13 protein-coding genes are annotated in these 20,616 nt (G+C 54.5%); 1 reads left to right on the forward strand and 12 read right to left on the reverse strand.

The features are described from left to right. Positions 1 to 14: 14 nt before the first annotated feature. From GSQ91_RS14460 to GSQ91_RS14495, 8 genes are all read right to left on the reverse strand, one after another. Entirely contained in the window at positions 15 to 1,958 is a 1,944-nt protein-coding gene (locus GSQ91_RS14460) for an asparagine synthetase B (RefSeq protein ID WP_158822475.1), read from the reverse strand. A 13-nt stretch (positions 1,959 to 1,971) separates the two neighbouring features. Continuing rightward, positions 1,972 to 2,436, reverse strand: coding sequence for a lasso peptide biosynthesis B2 protein (locus GSQ91_RS14465; protein ID WP_158822476.1), 465 nt, complete (start codon positions 2,434 to 2,436; stop codon positions 1,972 to 1,974). Then, entirely contained in the window at positions 2,421 to 3,800 is a 1,380-nt protein-coding gene (locus GSQ91_RS14470) for a phosphotransferase (protein WP_158822477.1), read from the reverse strand. The genes GSQ91_RS14465 and GSQ91_RS14470 overlap by 16 nt, the downstream gene beginning before the upstream one ends. A gap of 28 nt (positions 3,801 to 3,828) precedes the next feature. Then, the gene (locus GSQ91_RS14475) at positions 3,829 to 4,083 is read right to left on the reverse strand and encodes a PqqD family protein (RefSeq protein WP_158822478.1); all 255 of its coding nucleotides are present in this window, start codon (positions 4,081 to 4,083) and stop codon (positions 3,829 to 3,831) included. 277 nt (positions 4,084 to 4,360) lie between these two features. Further along, entirely contained in the window at positions 4,361 to 4,813 is a 453-nt protein-coding gene (locus GSQ91_RS14480) for a response regulator transcription factor (RefSeq protein ID WP_158822479.1), read from the reverse strand. 428 nt (positions 4,814 to 5,241) lie between these two features. Next, on the reverse strand, positions 5,242 to 7,623 hold the full coding sequence (locus tag GSQ91_RS14485) for a sigma 54-interacting transcriptional regulator (RefSeq protein WP_158822480.1): 2,382 nt from the start codon (positions 7,621 to 7,623) through the stop codon (positions 5,242 to 5,244). Between the two features lie 707 nt (positions 7,624 to 8,330). After that, positions 8,331 to 9,347, reverse strand: coding sequence for a carboxypeptidase-like regulatory domain-containing protein (locus GSQ91_RS14490; protein ID WP_158822481.1), 1,017 nt, complete (start codon positions 9,345 to 9,347; stop codon positions 8,331 to 8,333). 387 nt (positions 9,348 to 9,734) lie between these two features. Then, on the reverse strand, positions 9,735 to 11,279 hold the full coding sequence (locus tag GSQ91_RS14495) for an FAD-dependent monooxygenase (RefSeq protein WP_158822482.1): 1,545 nt from the start codon (positions 11,277 to 11,279) through the stop codon (positions 9,735 to 9,737). Between the two features lie 168 nt (positions 11,280 to 11,447). On the opposite strand from GSQ91_RS14495, the gene GSQ91_RS25925 reads away from it, so the two are divergent. Further along, positions 11,448 to 12,038: a TetR/AcrR family transcriptional regulator gene (locus GSQ91_RS25925; protein ID WP_254064596.1), complete on the forward strand. Its 591-nt coding sequence runs from the start codon at positions 11,448 to 11,450 to the stop codon at positions 12,036 to 12,038. A 427-nt stretch (positions 12,039 to 12,465) separates the two neighbouring features. Here the strand turns inward: GSQ91_RS25925 and GSQ91_RS14510 are convergent, their stop codons facing one another. The 4 genes from GSQ91_RS14510 to GSQ91_RS14525 all read right to left on the reverse strand — a co-directional run bounded on the left by GSQ91_RS14510 (position 12,466) and on the right by GSQ91_RS14525 (position 20,162). Further along, the gene (locus GSQ91_RS14510; protein WP_158822483.1) at positions 12,466 to 14,187 is read right to left on the reverse strand and encodes a hypothetical protein; all 1,722 of its coding nucleotides are present in this window, start codon (positions 14,185 to 14,187) and stop codon (positions 12,466 to 12,468) included. 241 nt (positions 14,188 to 14,428) lie between these two features. Then, positions 14,429 to 17,758, reverse strand: coding sequence for a TonB-dependent receptor (locus GSQ91_RS14515; protein WP_158822484.1), 3,330 nt, complete (start codon positions 17,756 to 17,758; stop codon positions 14,429 to 14,431). A gap of 14 nt (positions 17,759 to 17,772) precedes the next feature. Next, entirely contained in the window at positions 17,773 to 19,623 is a 1,851-nt protein-coding gene (locus GSQ91_RS14520; protein WP_158822485.1) for a hypothetical protein, read from the reverse strand. Beyond that, on the reverse strand, positions 19,620 to 20,162 hold the full coding sequence (locus GSQ91_RS14525; protein WP_158822486.1) for an RNA polymerase sigma factor: 543 nt from the start codon (positions 20,160 to 20,162) through the stop codon (positions 19,620 to 19,622). Before GSQ91_RS14525 ends, GSQ91_RS14520 begins: the two co-directional genes overlap by 4 nt. Positions 20,163 to 20,616 lie beyond the last annotated feature (454 nt).

Consider the following 20,616-nt stretch of genomic DNA (forward strand, 5'->3'; position numbering starts at 1 on the left):
TCCGCATCATCGGGTTAGCCAGCAACCCGAAACATACGGATCTTATCTGCCCCTTGTTCCGGAGCAAAGGTCGACAGGCCAGTGGGCCTGGCAGGACTGAGGGGATGGGTACCGTCGCGTCCCTGGAGCCAAAGCTCGAAGGCAATCGCCCTCATGAGAGCGTGAACCCATCGGAGATCTCGACCTGCGGCTATTTCTTCCAAGGACGCCTGGAGTTTCGGAACGAAAACAAAACCCCGATCACCGATGTGTGAGCTGTCGAACAGAGAGCTGATCTTGCTTTGAGTTCCACGCAGCGCCGATAGCGGTCCCCGGATCAGGTAGGCCTTGCGCCTGCGTTCCAGGATCTCTGTAGGAACAATGCCTGCCAGCGCCCGCCTCATCAGGGACCGTCGCCGCCCAGGACGAACCAGTTGTTCGCGAGGAATGCTGAAGAGATAGTCAACGAGTTGTTTGTCCAAGAACGGATAGCGATACTCGAGGCGAGTCAATGAAGCCGGGAAGATGTGTGGCAGCGTCTCCATGATGGACCACCACGCAAGCCCGTTGGCGATGGCGGTTGGGCTCGACGTTCTATCGTGTCCGGACCGAAACTGTTCTCTTCCCGCCGATCTGCACGCTCGCCGCAGAGGATCCTGAATCCAGGGAGGAACCGACTCCTGGTCAAGCTGGGGAGATCGATAGAGACTGAACGCGTAGTTGGCGGTGGCGTACAGCGTGTGCAAGAGAGGACTTCGGTCGATGAGACACCAACGAGTGGTGCGCTCTAACAACCGCCCGAGTTCGCCGGACACGAGATGGTCGGCCAATTCCGGAAGGGGGGTCGGAATGCCTCCCAGTACCTCATCGCCCCCAATGCCCGAAAGGATGGAGCGATATCCTTGGTGACTCGTTGCTTCATAAATGCCTTTCTCGCGTTCGAATCTGGAATGATCAAGGCCTGGAAGCAACTGCATTCCCGCTTCGGCCCCAGGGAGCTCAAACGTCTGCTGCAGGGACGACACGCGAACATGCGTACCCGCTTTTCCCCGCTTGGCTTCCACTGTCGAGAAGTAGGGCTTTTCGTTCCAATTGGGCTCTGCATCGTCGTAGAAAGAGATCGTATCCAGGAGCTCAGTCGATTGGTTTTGCGATCTGCGAATATGGTCCGACATACACACGATGGAGCTCGAGTCCATGCCTCCACTGAGTTGGGCAAGAATCGGGGTGCCAGGACCGGTCCGGCGCTCGACCGATTGTCGGAATAGCTCGAAAAAATGGTCTTCGTAGTCTTGGTCCGATTGATATCGCGTCTTTGCTTTGCTCACCCATTGCCAATGTGGTTTTTGATGGAGTGTCCGTTCCCTTGCGGCAACGTAGTGTGCCGGGAGGATGGCACGGATGCCATTATGCGGCGTTAGGTCTCGCAGCGGTTGAGCCGCTAGGTAGCAGGCCACATAGTCCTGATCGACATCTAGGCTTCTGGGGTCAGTAAAGAAACTGTCGAGGTATGTCGACCAACGAAGGGTGCCCTTCTTGTTCTCGAAATAGAGCGTCCTCGCACCAGCGTGATCTCGAGCCAGGTAGAGCACTTGATCTCTCGTCGACCACAGTGCCAGCGCCCAATCACCAACGAACCGCGAGAAGCACGCCTCGTCCCACTGTCGATAGGCAGCCAATATCAACTGCGAGTCCGCCGTATAAACTTCGTCCAGCTCAAGCTCTCGGCATAAATCTCGATAGTTATCAATCCGGCCGTCGACAACCAACAGGTTTCCCTGCGCATCGCTCGCAGGACCCGATTCGAGTTCGGACCGCAGATGTGTGTGGCAGGGTTGGAATCCCATTCCTACCCGTCCCTCCACTTGAACAGTCACCCCGTCGAGGGCATAGCGTTCCGTGGCGTTCGCCAGGTGAAGGAGTTCTTCCTCCCGAGCCGAGGCCCCCAGCGGTTTTCGAATTCCAAAGATGATGCTCAAGGTAGCCTCCCTTTCAGCAGCGTTCCAGCACCTGATAGATCTCCTGCATGTAGGGTTTGTCGTTGACGACAACGCCGTCGATCTCGACCCACGCGTGGAACTCGTAAGGCAGCAACTGTGCACCGGTCACCATCTCTGGCTTCCATCCATGTCGTCGCAGCAAAATGGCTGTTGCCGCGGAGCGCTGCAGGCACAACACTCTCTTGAAATAGAAGACGCATGCGAGGTCCATCGCATGTGACAACTCTTCAGCGGTAGCGAGCCTCGAACGCTGGGAAAGATTGACAGGTTGATTGCGCACGGCCCGACGCAACGCCGCCGAACTGCGAAAACGCATGATGAGTTCCATACGAAATAACATCAGCCAGCTGTGCATCACAGGATGCGTGCGCTCGACAAGCAAACGGACCGACTGCCATCGCACGCGGATCGGATGTGACAGCGAGGAGACCTGTTGAGCAATTAGACGTAACTGCATAGAGCCTCCAGAAACTCCGGATACTGTGCGAAGCGATCCAGGTGGCGAGCTAAACTCCGAGCGTAGCTCTGAACGGAATCGAGGCCGCGGTGCATGGAAGTGAACGACGGATCGCGACCACACAGATAGGAGACGATGGCCAAAGGAGGGCTCAGAGCGAACGCCCTCTCGATCTGCGACTCGCTGAGGCAGGCTTCCCAATGTTTTTTGTAGATCTCTCGAATCCGGCGCGCCCAGGTTTGTGTTTCATCGGCCTCGAACGCTTGAACCTGCAGGTTCCGAAACGTGAGAAAAGGGCAACCGATGCATGCCTCGGACCAATCCGTAAAGACAGCTCTCGTTCCGTCAACGAGAATGTTGCCTGGATTGAGGTCGTTATGAACGAGGGCATCGGGAATGCCGAGCGCCTCTAGAGCGAACGTAGCCTCTTCGATGAGGCGTCGAAGTTCTCGGAGCCGTATGGTGCTCAGGGGCGGGACCTTCGTTGAAGTCTGTCTCGCCATCGCATCTTCGAGGTACTGCATCGTTGCGGGCAGATGCGATCGAAGAATAGGCATCCTCTGATCAAAACAGCCGCAGGCAAGCAGGTCCTCGACCTGGGCGGCGCTAGTGAGCTGAAGTTCAGCTAGACAGTGCGTCGCTTGTTCGAATGCATTGAAGCTGAGAGCGTCATAGAGTGGCTGGCCCGCTTCTTCCGTAATCCAGGCATTCCAATCCGCTCTTGCTGCGATGAAAGGAGGCAGACATTGAGGACAGTAACGAGAAAGAAGTCGAGTAGTCGAAAGCTCATGAGTGTTTCGACCACTTGTCGCCTTAAGCCAATAGGTAGGACCGTCCATCGTCTCAAAGCACACCAGTGCGGAGGAGCGGCCGGCGCTCAGTTGCTGGATGTTCCCGTTGAACTCAACGTCACGATCGACGACGCTCTCTCGAATCCATGCTTGAGCTTCCTCAATCCATCCAACTCTTGAGAAAGGACCGCGGTCTTGCGGATCACCTGCCAGGATGCTCCGCACCGTGGAACGCTCCAACTGGGTCAGGTCCTGCGCAGTCACATCTTCGACGGATACAGCCATCAAGCCTTCAGGAAGAACGCGCGACTCTAGCCCGCGGACCTCGATCACTGCGCATGAAGGCAGTTCCTCAGATTTGGGCAAAAGATCAAGCACGATCAGTCGCACGGCCCAAATCGCTTGGAGAACTCCGGTGAGTTGTTCCGCGACGCGAAACTGCTTAGGGATGCTGATGCGCGGCAATCGGTTCGTTTCGCCATGCTTGTCGACCAACACCATCCGCGACCACGGCAAAACCAGAGCCACTCGAAACTCTTCTTGTTCCGCGTTTTGACCGTTCACGCTCATCATCACATCCTCCAATCCTGGTCTTGCCGGTTCAGCGCGACAACAGACCTTCCGACTTCAACTGCTCCAGGAACGCGCGGACTCCTCGTTCCACGATGGCCGGATCGGTCTGGGTCTCGGTCGCGAGCTCCTGAATAGCCTGTTCTGCCGTCAGCCCTTTCTGGAGTCTGTCCCAGATAAAGCCCCCGGTGGAGTTCAGGGTTGTGATCTGATTGCGTGAGACATCGAGAATGGCGGCGCCATCCTGATTCACGACGGTGCTGAGTTCGGAGAGGGGTAACGACATTTTGGTACCTCAGGAAACCTCATATCGCCTAACACGGGCCTGATTCCTTCTGTGCAGGAGAAAGAGGTGTCCGCCCCCTACAGAATGTGTTCAAGGATGAGTGAATTCAGACCGCACAACAAGGTCCGGATGGACCATTATTTTTTATGTCCCTCTAAGGCCGATGAATCTCCCAGGGCCGAAGTTGCGGCACACGAAATAACACAACACCCAAGGTTCCGTAGGGTCCGTGAGTTTCACGGAGAGTATGGGATCGTAACAATGACGCGGAGGAAGATCAGCGATCATTATTAAGCAAGCGCAACTGAGCCGCACGGCTCGCCAATTCTGTCCGGTTGGCCGCTCTCAGTCGCTCGAATAGGCCACTCAGAGTGCGTTTCACGGTACGAGCGCTGACTTGCAGTGTGCTCGCAATCTCACCGTTTGTCTTACCCTTCGCGAGCATCGCCAAAAGCTTCTTCTCCCTGGGCGTGACGAAAGTAGTTGCGATCCCGCCAGGAATGGTGGCATCACTGGCTTGGTCGCCTACGGAGACACCTGGAGGGCGCGTGGAAGAGACGCTGAGGAAGACATCTGCGCGGCAGGTCACCAGTTTTGGCTTGAATCGTGCGATCTCCCGCCGAATTTCCTCCATATCGTAGCTGGGAAGAAAGGCGATCTCCATACGGTCTCCATACTTCAATGCTTTCTGCGCATCACTCGCATTGCAGGCGAACAGTAGCACCCGCATACGATGCTCCGCTTTCGCCCCAGATGTCTTCAGTCGAAGTTCGCCCTCTCGATCGGTTCCAATCTGAGCTTGGCTAGGGAGAGCTGAGTGTTTCATCCGAGGTCACCGCAACTCTTGAGGTTGGACAAGGCGTGAGTTGCCATAGTCCGCAAACCATCTCAGCAGCATAGGGCCGAAATGCAAGAGTGCAAGAACTTTCTCTGGCTGTAGAGGATTCGCCACAGCCATTCAGGCCATACTCGATAGGTGCGTTCGCAATGACGACGCTCATTCGGCCAAGCAAGTCGGGCCTTTGAGGCAGCTCCGGACGGATGAGTTCGCAACTGGTGCTCGTCGAGCCCGGCTATGTGGAAGGGCAATTCGTGGTTTCCAGATTGTGGCTGTGGCGGAAAGGCACCTCAAGGATTGAGGATCGCGTCAAGAATGATTCAGGTCGAGCGTTCTTTGAATTTCGACGGATCAATGCCGAGAGCTTTCATCTTTGCGGAAAGGGTAGTTGGAGGAAGGTGAAGTATGGCACCCGCGCCGGACGGCCCGTAGACTTTGCCTTGCGTCTCCACCAGCGCGCGTTCAATGAGTATCCGCTCGTGATTCGCCATGTCCTTTTGGAGCGAACCCATCGGGGCTTCCTCAGAAGAGCGAGCCGCAAACAATTGCTCCTCGTCGATTGAAAGTAACTCGCCGTTTGCAACGATCACGGAGGTATCGATGACATTCCTCAGCTCGCGGATGTTTCCTGGCCAGTCATATGATCGCAGTAACTCCATTCCGCGCTTTTCAATGTTCCGTATCGTTCTTCCGTGCCGGGCCGCCGAGAGTGCAATGAAGTGAGTGACCAGCATGGGAATGTCATCCCTCCGTTCTCGGAGCGGTGGCACCTCGATGGGAAATGCGCTGAGCCGATAGAAGAGATCGGGACGGAAGTCGCCCGCTCGCATCGCCACCTGAAGATCCCGATTGGTGGCGGCAATGACACGTACATCGGCCGAAATCGGTTTTGACCCGCCGAGGCGCTCGAAGGTGCGTTCCTCAAGCACTCGGAGCAACATAGCTTGAGTGTCGATTGGAAGTTCCCCGATCTCGTCGAGAAAGAGGGTGCCGCCGGCAGCTAGTTCAAACTGGCCCACCCGTTGCCGATCGGCTCCAGTGAAGGCTCCTTTCTCGTAGCCGAATAACTCTGCTGCCATGAGCGTGGCAGGGAGTGCCGCGCAATTCACGCTGCGAAATGGCATGCGTGCCCGTTTTGAATTCTCGTGAATTGCCTGAGCGATCAGCTCTTTGCCGGTGCCGGTTTCACCCGTAATCAAGACAGTGGCGTCGGTCGAGGCTACCTGGTCTACTCGAACGAGCGTCCGTTGCAGGGCAGGGGACCCGCCGATAATCTGCTCGAAGCGAGTCTTTTGTATATCGGCGAGTTCGCCTTGGAGTGCTCGATTGAGTTCCTGTAGGGAGATGTTTTCCCTACGCAGTTTGTCCTGCAAAACCTTGTTTTCTTCAAGAAGCGATTCATTGTCCTTGAGAGACTTACGTAGAGCTTCGCGGTCCTTTTGCTGTTCAGTCACGTCCATAACCGTGCCAATGAACTCGACACCTTCAGTAACGCTTTCGACCGGGTGGCCGAGGCTATGTACATACCGGACAGAACCGTCGGGATGAACAATGCGGTGCTTATGATCGATAGAGGTTCTGCCAGTCACGGCTTGTTGCCACGCGACCTCGGCACCATCTCGGTCTTCAGGATGGACCGCCTCATGAAAGGTGAAAGGCGTCGGAGGCACCGTATTTGGCCCATAGCCGAGAATACGAAAGAGTTCGCTGGACCAAAAGCCTCTCTTACTTGCCGCATGCCATGCCCAACTGCCTGTGTGACTGATGCTCTGTCCTTCGGTCAAGTAGACGTCCCGTCGACTTAACTCTTCCTCACTCCTCTTGCGTTCCGTGATGTCCTGAGCCACGGTGGCGATGAAAGCGGGTGCTCCGGTCTTTGCATCCGGAATCGCAAACCCGGTGCATTGGAGCGGAAAGGTTTCCCCGGTCGTGAAATTCCTCCCAATCGTCTCGAATTCCAGATGTCCAAGACTCACTATCATTGGAATGATTTTGTCTTGGCCGCGGACACGTTCGCTGTCAGCGAAAAACTCGAGCACGTTTGTGCGCTTGACGTGATCGTCACCTTCTAGTCCAAACAGTTTCTGCCCGAAAGGGTTCACAAATACGGCTGCGCCTTCCATGTCGGCGACGCCGATAAATCCTGGAGTGTGTTGCACCAACACGGTAAGCATCTGTCGCTCAACCTGCTGAAGCCGACTTTGTGTGGTGTCTAGTATCCAACCAACCAGTCCAACGTAGGCTCTTTCTTCCTCGAAGAGGGGGATAGCGGAAATGCTGGCAGGAAACTCCGAACCGTCTCTTCGAAGACGAGGTCCTTCATAGTCAAAGAATGGGCGTCCGGCGCGCAGACCTTCTTCTTGCTCTCGCCATGTCCTTATTTCGCTCTCCGGAAGCGCCGCAATCTTCCCGATGAGTTCTTCGGCTTTCCAACCCGTCAGCGCTTCGTACGCCGGATTGCAACGGCGCACCACGCGGCCGGGCCTAAATAGCGCGATGGCGAAAGGTAGCGCATCGAAAATCGTCTTGTACTCAATGTTCACGCGAGCCAGTTGCGCATTCACACTGGTCAGATCGGTAGTGCGGGCTTGTACCTCCGCCTCAAGACGAGCCCGCGACTGTTTCAGTGAAGATTCGATGCGGCGCCGCTCCCGGCTGAATCTCAAGATCAGAAACGCGAAGAAAAAGAAGACTCCATACACCGCAACATTATGCTGGAGGAGCAAATTCCACCTGTCCTGGGAATGAAGGAGAGCAGTGAGTCCCAATGTACCCAGGACGAGTCCTAGATATCCCGGGCCGTTCCCTCCATACCAAGCACTTACCCACAAGGCAGCCAGGAAGATCAATGCGTAGGGATCGCGCAGCTTGAGAGCTTGAAAGAAAAACACAACGGCGAATGCCGCCGCAAAGGATGAGGCCGCAATTCCATAACGGACCATAGCGGGAAACGGCCGACATACGTATAACCAGGCAACTGATCTCAGCATAGAGGAGCCTCTTGCAGTCCGACGGGTTCTCTGCTGGCACGTCGAAATCGTAGCGCTGACTTGATCTTGGTTTGAGGAGGTATTGCCGGTCAGCAGAGCATACGTCCCGTATGATCTTGGGAGTAAACCATATGGAATGTGGGAACCGGAACCACCTCTTGCGCGTTAATGCCATTGCGTCCGTCGACGTATCCGACCGTTGCATGTCTCCAACTTGTTCGGAGACAGATCAAAAGAATCCCTGTATCAAAATCTTCCCTCAAAAGGCAGGGAGAATTGTCTGAGATTTGTCGTCAGACCTAGGGTGGGCCGTTCGCGGATGGAATAGACATGGGGCGGACCTCCTTCAAATGCGGTCTTTTCTGGAATGAATTTACCGGGACGGATTACCGACCGGCGTTTGGAGAGTCTCTTCGACGCTAGTTAGAGGGGTGTTCACTCTCAGGCGCATGCGGCTCGCTGTTCCGAGGCGGGGGCGGTGTTGCAGGTTGAGTCGATGTAGACGCGTTTTTCGTCACGCGTTTTCCGATGAACTCCTGGGCTACCGTCGAACCCGCTAACCCTGCGATACCAAGCAAAGAATTGGTGAAGACCAACTTCGCACCACGATTCGCATGGGGATAGTACGCATTCGAGAGTGCGCCGGACACCATATCGCCAAAGAGATAGGAGTAGTTCGGCATCGTATGGCCGTCGTCACCCCGCGCAATGAAGGCGTGACTTAGCGCATGCATGAGACGCGACTTCTTAGTTCCGGTTCCCTGATAAAAATAACGCGGGTCCTGATGGAACAACGAGGGAAAGATTGCATGGCCGAAGAAATCGCTTGAGCGCCCATCACCGAACTGTGCTGCCCAACGCTTCGCATACCCTGCGGACCCTTGACCGTATCCGGCAAAGTTGTTGTTTGCCTGCTCAATTCCTGCCGCAAAACTAATGCCCACGAAGGAAGTCCAATCGAGCGTGTCGCGTGCAGCGAGTGAGAATTTTTGCTTGGTTGTCATCGGAACTGGGTCAGGAACATAGCTGACGTAAAAGTTGGGGATGACACCCAGCAAGCGTTGCCTCTCCTCTTGTTTGATCTGCTCGGCGGCGATCACTTCTATTGGGCGGACGGTTACTTCCGTTATTGCAGATGCAACGGACAAAGTGATGTTAGTGGCCAGGTAAGCCTGGTGTTCGGTAAGGGTGAACTCTGCAGAGGTGAACGGCGTGAAGCCATTGGCGTGCACAGCCACCGAATAGGATCCGGCGACCAACCTGGTGAAAGTGAATTCGCCGTTAGGCCCCGAGGGTACTTGGTGCAGCTCTGTTCCATCTCTTAGCTTCAGGGTGACCTTCGCACCGGGAATGGCAGCTCCGGTTGTGTCCTGCACGGTGCCTGAGACGCTGGCGGTTCTCTTCGCAGAGAATGCCTGGTCAGTTGAGTTCTGCACATCTGGTTGCGGTAAGGGGGCATCCGGGAGGGAACTGCTTTCGGCAGATAGTCCTGCAATTTGCGGCTGCGCGACCATAGCCGCAGGTGTGACAAAGAGCAAAATGAATGCGTATGCGAGAGCCCTATGGCCATGCCTTCGAGTAGCGTGTGGGCGAGCACTTCCTGGGAAGCTCTTTCTGGCAAGCACGCAAGGCATATGGAGAGGAGCAGCCACGCCAATGATCGAGAGACCGCAAATGAACAGTCGCATAGTCCGCCTTTCAAAAAATTGAGAACACTGTTCGCAGTTGACCGTTGCCGGCGAGAAGATCGTTCTCGGTACAGATGTAGCTAAGAAAAGTCCACCGAGTGGAGCAGGAGCATAGCTTCACGTGTCGAAATCACCTTATTCGCTCGCTAGGCTTTGACCCTTTGGCTCTCCGAGCCACCGAGTCAGCGCTTCGCGCAGACTAATAAGATCACCGGCCTTTACTTCGCCATCTACAGCCCAAGCAACGAATCCATCCGGGCGTACCAGCAATGCGCCGAGATTGGTCAAGACCGTCAGGGCGCGGACATCAACCCGGTCAGTCCAGCCATCAACGGCAGTGCGAAGACCGGCGCTCCCGGATAGGTCGAAGAGGACTGGACGAGGAAGCCGCATGGCGTCGTCTATGCCGGAGATATCCGGCACAGGCTTGCCGACCAGAGGATGTTGATCTGAGCCCATCTCATAACGGATGCCGCGGCCCTGCATCATGTTCCCCAGCCGTACGGGCATCCACGGTGTTGTCTGGATTAGCTCGCCAAACAGCTCACGCATTGCGCGGCTGTGTGCGTCCGGTCGCATGATCGAGATCTGCGCCCGGGTGTTCGTCAATACGGCTGCCGCTACCGGATGCCGTTCGGTGGTGTAGCTGTCCAGCAATCCTTCCGGTGCCCAGCCTTGCACAACTGCAGCGAGCTTCCATCCCAGGTTGGCGGCATCTTCCAAGCCGAGGTTGATGCCATGTCCTCCAAGGGGCGGGTGAATGTGTGCGGCATCACCGGCCAGTAGGACACGCCCCATGCGGTAGGTTGCTGCCTGGCGTGCATTGTCGGTGAAGCGAGTCGAAGCCTCGATCCCGGTGATAGTCACATCTTTACCGCTGACGCGCCGGAGGCTGCTTTCAAGTTCTTCTGTCGTTAGCGGCGCATCGCGATTGGGCGGAGGGCCACAGAACTCCAAAAAAAAGAGCCATCCGGGCTTCGCCCCATAATGGTAGAGACCGGTTTCGGTCAGATTCCATCCGAGAGGAAGTAGGTCCGGATTGTCCATTGAGACGATCGCCTGATACCCGGTGGTCAGGGGGTCTGTGCCAGGGAAGTCGAACCCCGCCAGTTTACGCACTGTGCTGCGTCCGCCGTCGCATCCGACGAGATAGGAGGCATGTACGTCGAACGCGCCCTCGGCGGTAACTGAGTATACGTCAACCCCTTTCTGATCTTGAGCAAAGCCAGTGATTTCGTGACCGCGCAGTACGGTAACGTCAAGCTCTTCCAGCCAAGCGCCAAGAACTTGCTCGAGCGCTTGTTGCGGCATTGGCGTATTGGATGGCATCGGAGATTTTGGACTGAGCGGAAAGAGCAATCCCGCGAAATGTCCCGCGAAGCGGCCCGCCGAGCGGTCGCTTCCGAAACGCTTCATCGAGCGGTCAGCTGGGTCTTTGCGCTGACTCGTAACTGAGGCGAACCCATTGCTATACTTTGCCGCTTCGGCCTGAAGCAGCGGCCATAGTCCACGGCGGGCGAGCAGTTTAGTGCTGTTGCCTCTGATCCCGCCTGCTTTGATCGTCATGTCCAACTCAGTCAGCCGTTCCAGCACGATCACGGAAACTCCCGCGAGCTTCAACTCTGCAGCGAGCAACAGTCCCACTGGCCCGGCACCGGCGATGACAACGTCACAATTCATAGTGCCTTCCTCTCTTGCCTGCGCGGCAACGCGACGATTTCCATCACGGTTTGCGTTTCTGACCTCTGCTCGCAATCCGTGCCTTCTCAATCGTAAACCGTATGCAATACAAATATGAAGTAAATACAATAATTTTGTTGCTAGCGATATATAGAAAGGCCATTTATAGTGTGGTTCAAGGGAAAGGGGCGTCTTGCTGTGGGACTCAGAGAAAGGAAAAAAGCCAAAACCCGAAAGACTATCTCTGATCTCGCTACCCGGCTCTTTATTGAGAGAGGCTACGACAATGTGACGGTCGCCGAAATCGCCGAAATCGCCGAGGTTGCCGTTACAACGCTGTTCAATTATTTCCCTACAAAAGAGTCCTTAATATTCGACGAAAGCCACGACCGTGAGGAGGCTCTTGTCAACGCTGTTCACACGAGAGTCAAGGGAACCTCTATTTTGGATGCTCTGCAGGCTCATTTCTTGCGTCTTCTACCTATGTCTCAAAGGAATACAAAGGAGCATGAGGATATCATCCGACTGATAAGATCGACTCCCGATCTTGCCAGAGAGCACCGGGAACTTTGGAGACGCTCTGAGCAGTCCTTGGCGCAGGCGATTTCAAAGGAATCTGAGCCAAAACTTTCAAGGATTGAAGCCGAAATGATCTCTCACTGCGTTCTAGATGCGTTCCGCCGATCCATTGAAACATCGAATCCAAAACCTTCTCTCGTCTCACTATTCGGAATTCTGAAGGATGGGTGGCAACAGTAGGCATCTTAGGTGTATGCATATTCGCACCGAGTTCAGGCCAGCGAGCCGACTGCGAAAAAGCCGTCTGAGTGGGAATATTGCCAGGAGCCGCGCAATAAGGCATACGAATTGAAGCCTCGTGAGTTCGCAGGATGTTCCAGTCCTCAAGAGCCTCTCCGAGCGTGGCGGCATGGACCGTAGGCACACTGATGTCAATCAATCCGACTCGGACGAGTTCGCCGATGATTGCCATGACGCCGCCGGCTCCGGAAAGTTTCATAGAGGCTGGTATCCGTGCTCGCGATCTGGCGCACAGGACTCGAACTGCCTTCCCAATTTTCCAACCCAACGAAAGGCAATGCTCCCACAGCAAGCCACATCAGTCGAATAAAATCTCTTCGAAGGACAAGAACGCTTAGCTTCCCACGGCTTCTGCCACAATCAACTTTCAACCCCCCAATAATGACTGCGCCATGATCAATCGTAAGGCGCCGCGACGATTCGACGTAATGCGCACACCATCAACTGCCTTCTTTGCATAGCCGTTCACGACCTGAACAGCATAATCGAAATCACGGAAACGATAGTTCAATTGGTCAAGCGAAACGCTTCGAAGTGCGCTGCGCGCTTCAACCCATTCGAACTTCAGACCGAGCAGCGAAGACGATGCTACGCCGGCCACGCTAAATGCTATCTCCGTCTCGTGAAATACAGACACCAAACTGCCGCCGCCGGCAATAGGCACACTCGTTTGTAGCGCAAGTCCCGACTCGCTGACAGTGGGTGTCCCAACCATGGTGAGAGGCGTGTCCAAACCATCCTCTCCAATCAAGACAAATCGCCCCATGGCACGCATACCGTCGCGGCCAGCATGCACTTCGTCATCGCTCCAATGATAGCCGTCGAGTATCGCCAGCATGCGCTGCTCGATACCATGCATCCGCACAGGCTCCGTCAGATAAGGCTGAGCAAAGCGGTCATCATAAACATGTAGATCTCGCAGGTAGAACGCAGCCTCTCGAAAATGTAAATTCGCGCGGAAGTACTTGCTCTGATACCAGACTGTGCGCTGTGGTGTCTGATCCCTGTCAAATGGATCTTTCAGCATCACTTGCGCTTGTGTTGGCGTTGACTTGAAGGAGCGCTTGAAGCGACGTCCCGTCTCGCCCATCGTTTCGACGATCACGCCGCCCTCGCTCTGCACATGCGTGAGCTTATTCATCTGCATCGAATACGCTTTGCTCATCATCGGCCATCCAAAGCTGTTTTCCTGGCCGAGCTGCGCATACGCAAGAGATTGCGCCGGTCCATGAGTCATCATGTCGAAGAATCTATCGACAAATATCGGCGACTGGCCCGACGTCCAGACCGGTTCCATGGTATCCGGATACGGAAGCTGATTGTCATAGTAGTAGACCGGGTCCTGCCCCAACAGGCGAAACATCGGAGAAGCAATCTGATTCTTAGCCTCCAACGCTGGGCTCCATGCGTTCTTCCGGCTCGGATAGTAAGCAGCAATAGGCGCACCCCAAATGGTGAAGCCGTCCGTAGCCAGCTGATCACGGCAATTGCCAAAGGCATCGATGCCATAGTGGTCTGAGAGATGCGCAATCGAAACCGCATCGAGATTCCATGAAGCCACTGTTTTTGCATCGTGGCCGAAGACACGCTTGAAGGTCGCCATAGCAGTGTCGGCAAGCTTGCGACGCTCATCTGGTGTATAGCCTATGGCATAAGCCGCCGGCACATGATAATCCCACTCCCAGTTGGGTTTCCCGCGCCACGCAACTCCCGCATCGTCGCAGATCCTCCGATTCATCTCAAACCAGATGCCCGTTTCATGATCGGGTGGCATCTCGGCTTTAAGGAACTCAACAAACGGCCCCTCGACCAGCGCGTCATATTGCAGCAGCCACGTAGCAGGGCATTTGTGTGCCTTGATCAGCGCCATCTGCTCTCGCACCGGCAGGATCAGATCCATGCTCTCGCGCGGCTCCTCCGCGCGAATAAAATTCATGATGTTGATAACACGTTGAGAGGCACTTGCCCCAAGCGCTTCTGCCGGAAGAGACGATAGGACATTCGAAACAACCATCATCTTCACGGCGCCAGCGATAACCTTTCGCCTAGTAAAACCAATCCCACCCGTCGCAGCCAATATCTTCGTCATATAAATCTTTCTCCCTGCGCGCCTTTCTCCCTATATCCAAGAATCAGCAGTTGCAACACGTGCACTTGTTATTTGGATACACCAGAACCACCGAATCATGTCTCGAGCGGAGATGAGAAGCAACAGACAAGTTCCAAATGCTCACGTTGCGACTCGTATATCGTAAAAAACAACGCCCACTCGTTCTGCCGGGAAATACCATCGTAGAGCCTGGTCTTGGCAGCGCGAGAGGGCATCTAAATTAGAACTTCAGCTTCAGTGCTGCTTGCATCACCCGAGGAGGGATTGCCCCGGTGCTCGTGATCTGCCCGAATGTTGCAGAGGTCGGATCAGTGTTTGGGCCTCCGAAGCTGGGATGGTTGAAGGCATTGAACATCTCCCAACGAAACTGAACGCCATATCGCTCCTTCAAGGTCCAGTTCTTCATTAACGCGGCATCAGTGGTGTTGACCGTAGGAGTAATAAACGGGTTCCGCCCCGAATTGCCGAACGTACCAAGAGCATTCGTCACAAATGCCGCCGGATTGATGTAGTGAGTCAGCCAATTTTGCTGACTACCCTGATGCACATGGAGTGGCACGCCGGGCACTACGTCAGCACGATCACCATACTGGTCAGAACCTGAGGCATTCTGCCCGTTCCCGCATCCGCAGATGCCAAACGGAGAACCACTATAAGCATTGATGATTGCGCTGATTTCCCAGCCTCCAAGGGTATTTCTTCCAATAGCATTCCAGTTCTCGAGAGAGGGCACGGTGTATACAAAGTAAGAGGTCGACACATAAGGAACGTTGAGTTGTGAGACACCCCTGTTGTATCGAATGTTGAATGGATTGGGGAGACCACCCTGAACAGCAATATTTCCGGTGGCTGATAGATCAAGTACCTTGGACCATGTGAAGTTTGACCTGGCTTGAAAGCCATGCGACATCCGCTTCTCCAATCCAATCTGCAGGGACTGATAAGGAGAGGTTCCGAGGCTTGTCTCTTCTTCGATTTGGTTGAAGTTCGGATAGGTCAAGCGTTGCCCACTAAGGGCAGGGTTTGTCGAGTAAATTCCAGGGTTCCGATCGAGGATGGTTCCAAGATGGTAGGACTCTTTGCCGACATAGGCAATGTGCAGAGCTATATCTTTTGAGAGTTGCTGGTCGACCGCTAAATCCCAGCTTTGGGTCATGATCGCACGAAAGTTGCTGGCAAAGACGGCCTCGACGCTTACCGGCAGCAAAAATGGGGAATTCGCCGGAGGCTTATAGCCGGTCGTTGCAAATGGCGGAAACGGGCTTGCATAATTCGTTGTCGCATAGGTCGACCATGGACTGTCGAAGGGGATCGTATATCCGGCACCTGGGGCCGCGTTCAGGTTGTACACGGGACTGAACGGCGCAATATCGGCTGTGTGGTTATAAGTTGAATAGGGCAGAGGTCCGGTAAACATCCCAAATGCGCCTCGTATAGCAGTCCGCGGGAGGCTCTTAGGCTGCCAACTGAAACCGACTCGCGGTTGAAAGTATCCGTAGCTCGTTGGCATAAGCGCAGCGTTGACGCCGGCATCCCCTGGAAAGACAAGCCCTAGTGGTGCATTCGGGAATCTTTGGCTCTGCTGGCCAGGACGAAATGCAGCACCTCTCCCCTCTCCGGGAGTAGAGGGTGGAAGATTGGGATCCCAACGTAGCCCGGCTGTAATGGTGAGATTCGGTAGTACCCGATATTCGTCCTGTGCGAAGAGTCCGAGTTGCCATCCCTTTACGCTGGCGATTTCTCCACCGCCTTGCGTGAAGTTGTTTAAGTAACCCAGCAAATAATCCGCCAGGCCAAAACCTGTGTAATTCGAGAATCCTGCAATCGGCGCGGCCGGATAATCGGCATTCTCTTGCGCGAATTGCTTCCAAATATTACCGCCTACACTGATGGTGTGTAGGCCTATGGTTTTACTCAGGGTATCGTTCAATCCGTAGGAATGGCGATTTTCAGTCTGAAGCGCGTTGTATCCAGAACCGAAACCGCTGGTGCTCAAGCCCTCTAAATAACAGTGGCCTGGGATCTCATTTACGGCGATGTACTTCGACATGCAGACCGGATTACCGTTTATATCTTTGGGCTCTGCATAGGAGGTCACATAAACCTCAGTCCAGAACACGGTAGCCTCATTCACCGTCGATTTATTGATGATCCAGTCGTGCCCCAGAACGACGTTGTAGTCTCTGCCCTGCTGAGCATCCTGGATCGCCATGAGATTGCCGTTAATAGAGGATGCGGGCTCTTCTTCCCAAAGCGTGAAACTGCGCAGGTAGAACCGCTGACTGTCGTTGAGTGTGAAGTCGAGTCGTGCCGTTCCTTCGTCATAGTTTTGGACCAACACGGGACTCGCAAAATTTACCTGCCCGGTAGCAGCGACCTGGCCGAGAGGCAAAGCTGTCGTTGCGATCTTGACTGCTGCGGGAGAAAAGAGCGCGGGATTGATTTGGTCTGGTACTCCATTGATGGTCGTAAACAAATTCGGTTTATTGGTATACGGAGTCGTACTCAATGTTTGGCCCGCAGGAAGGGCCGCACCTACCGCGCTAAAGTCGCCGTTCAACATGGCCTGTGTAGGAGTCGACTGTTGGTTATACTGAGCCGCATAGTGCTGTCTGGTGCCCTGATAGTTAGTGAAAAAGAACAACTTGTCCCTCACGATCGGGCCGCCAAGGTAGCCGCCGAACTGATTCCGCTTCAGCGTGTCAACGGTCTGGGCGAAATAGTCCTTAGCATTCAGATCATTGTTTCGAATAAATTCGAAGAGCCCGCCATGAAACTGATTGCTTCCGGACCTCGTCTTGATGCTTACGACTGCGCCGGGCGCATATCCATACTGGGCGTCGAAGTTAGTGCTCACCCGAAACTGCTCAGTCGCGTCTGCATTCGGAAACGGTGCCGTCTCCGGCATGTAGGTATCCATGTTGGGCGAGCCATCCAGTAGGAAAAAAGTGCTTCCTTGGCGTCCACCTCCTGCCGAAGCATTGATTTCCGTAGGAAGCGCCGTCCCTCCCGGAGCGAGCCCGATTGGAGATTGCAAGACGTTCGTGACACCGGCACTCAAGAATATTAGGCTCGCCGGGTCTCTTCCGTTTATAGGCAGCTCAGTAATAGCTTGCTGATTAATAACCTCACTGACCTCTCCAGATGTCGTGTTGATTAACTCTGAGTCTCCGGAGACGGTTACGGTTTGCTTGGACTCGCCAACGGTTAGCCGAAAGCTGAGACCTTTTTTTTCTCCGATGCTCAGCACAACGCCCTCAGTAACGAAGGTTTCAAATCCAGGGGAAGCAATCGTGATGCGGTAGTGTCCCGGCTCGAGTGCCGGAGCAAGAAATTCTCCAGATTTGTCCGTCTTTACCTGACGAGTTGTGCCCGTATCCTGACTGACTATTAATGCACTCGCGTTCGGGAGCACTGCACCCGAGGCATCTGTGACTGTGCCGGTAATCTGTGCAGAGGACTCTTGCGCGTGAACGGGAGAAGCGGAACTTGCGAGCAGTGCGCCCGCGCAAAGTCCGTATAGTAGAAAACGCTTCGTTGATAGCCTCATAAGAATGGTTCTCCTCATCTCAAATCTGTTTCATGTACCTTTTGATCAAGGGCCTGCAGCTCATTTTGTAACTGGGTCAAAGACGTTCGAACGTTGACTTCTATAGCGTTCGCATCGTTCTGATCGCTTGGCTGTGAACTGCTAAGCAGGGCAACCACGGACTCGTGAACAGCTTCTGTTGAGGAGTGAATCCGACGGATTCGGTCTCTCCAGTCTTCTGACGATTCAAGCGCGTTAGTGGTCTTAGGTTCCACCCGTGTCGCGACTGACGTGTTGGCAGCGGGAGTGTTCGAAGATCCAGGGAGAATTTCAGCCACCAAATTCTGTAGGGAACTGAGGTCTTCACGTAGGGCGGATACGTGATCTGTGAGCAGCACCTGTAACTTTCGCCGTGCTTCGTTGTCGAGTACGGCAACTCCTTTAGGCGGGTAGCGATCAGCCAGCCGATTCAAAGCCCACGCGCGCGCCGAGGCTAATTGTGCCAGCGATAGGGTCTGGTTGACATACGAGATCCGCTGGTCTCTGTCCGTAAAGCGAGCATTAAGCTCGGCCTCAAGCAGAGGCGGAGTTGCAACCATAGCCGCGACGGAGGGGGCCGAAGAATCCACATGACTAGGGATAGAAGATGGCACTCGCTGTGCCTCCTCGATCGTCAATATATGCAGTCGCGTATGCGGAATGTTTTGCAGGGCCGAAACCACCTGCTGCTTGCGAGTGTCGTCGTCAACAATACCGTCAATAGATACTTCATGCCCATCTTGACTGGTGAGACTGATTTGTTCGCCAAGGTCTGCGCCGAGTCTATGAAGTATAGAGTCTGCCTCGACTTCTGCCTCAGCCAATTCGGCGCCGCTCGGTAGCGTGGGTCGCAGTATGGCGGTTAAGGGAAGCTGGACTACCGCAATCTGGGTTGGCGCTCCGAAGATGTCTGCTGATAGAGACGCGAAGGGAATGACGTCATACGAGAGTTCTGTAATCTCGATTTCGCTCTGATCCTGTAGGCGAAAACTCTCCGAAACCGCATGATAGTCGGCAACGCGAACGGTTATATCTGCCTCGGTGACCGGACTTGCGGAGGATGTTGTTTCCACCTTGAGTTCATCCTTTCCGAGCCGCACTACTCTATTGCTGCTTGCCGGGCGGGTCGCTCGCCAGCGACGGTATGTATTCGCATCCAGCAGAGAATCCCAGTCGAGCGAAGATTTGAAGTAGGCTGCTTTAACTTGTGCCTCTCCAAGCCTGTTCGCATCCGTTCGACTCGTAATCCGGTTATGCGCAACATCGCGATACATGGTTCGCGTCAGCGATGTTTTGCCGAAGGTGATGCGAACCTTCTGGACGACAACCGGCTCGATGGTTGTTTTTGTCGATCTGACCTCGGATGCAGCTGTGAGATTCAGCAGCTCGTCTGCGGATACAACGGGAGGAGTGCGCAGGAAGTAGTAGAAGGGGACTAAAGCGATCAGCGCTATGGCACCTGTGATCCAGACTAATTGGTCTATTCGAGCCAACCTAAGAAGCCTGATTGCTCCATTGCGTAGCCGATTCAGGTGCGACGGCTGGCCCATCTCAACAGCCAACGCATCCAGTCGGGTAAGGAAGATTGCTCTTTTGTCCGAGGGTGGCGGGAGATACGGCGCCGTTACTGCATTCTGATAGTCGACTAAATCTGCAATACCTTGTTCGGTCGCTTGCTTTCGGCCGCGACAAGACCAACAGGATTGAACGTGTGTATCAACCTCCGTCGCTTCCTTGGCTGAGAGTTCCCCGTCGAGCGCCAGAAGGATAGCTTCATCGGTCAGATGGCTCCTTAAAAAGAGCTTTTCATGCACGGCGTCTGTGGGGTTGATGTATCTCTTCCTCATGCGCACCCCTTTATGAGTCTGTTGATTGCATTTCTCAGTGAACCGGAAACGGTTGAGGTTCCGACATTCAACATTTTGCCGATCTCTTTGTAGCGGAATCCCTCCACGCGGAGGTAGAGACAGTCCCGCTGTAACTGCGTCAGTTTGGCGAGGCCGTCATGGACGCGAAGGAGCCGTTCCTGGTGGAGTAGTTGCTTCTCAGGATCGGGGGCGCTGTCAACGGTAGACTGGCTCAACTGCTCCCACAATTCGGGCGTGGAGTCGACAAGACGACGCCTGCTCTTGTGGAAGTTAGAAGACAGATTGTGAGCCACTTGGTAAATCCAGGCACGAAGGTTCTCTTCGTCGCCTCCACCGCGCATATGGCGATAGAGTCGAAGAAAAGTTTCCTGAACGACCTCTTCGACGTCCTGTGGTGATATGCCGATATTGATCAGGTATCGGTACAGTGACGGGCGAAGCGTGTCGTATAGCTGAACGATCCTTTGCTCCGAACCATCCGCATTCCGGTTGGCGGCGTCTTCCCTCGCGATGTTCAAACGTAGTCCAACAAAGCCGCTCGAGGTTGCATTTAAGTGCGCCGAAAAACAGAGACACCCCTGCTGGGATCGATTCCAAGCGTCTCGTGTTGTACCCAGCTGTTCCAGCGATATGTCCTATCCCGGAGAGACCAATCTTCCTGCTGTATGTAAAACAACTCAGCACCTCCTTTTGTGCTTAGTTCTGGAAAAATATTTCAGATATTGTCTGATCATCCGTCCAGGTGCTCGGACGGGTGAGATCGGAAGAGGGCATTGGGTATCAATACCCGTGTCGCTGTCCCCGCGCGGCGGACTGATTTCACCCACAGTTCGCTCTTGGTCCGGATTTCTGCATGCATTGCCAAAAACGGAGAGCACAATTCTCGTAATTGTTCTCGGATTTGAGCGTTCTTCCTCTCTCGACGCAGCCGACAGCGCATAATCCGGCTCATCTGGGAGCAAACCTAAAGAC

This window comes from Granulicella sp. S156 (genome assembly GCF_009766105.1).
Classification (GTDB): Bacteria; Acidobacteriota; Terriglobia; order Terriglobales; family Acidobacteriaceae; genus Granulicella.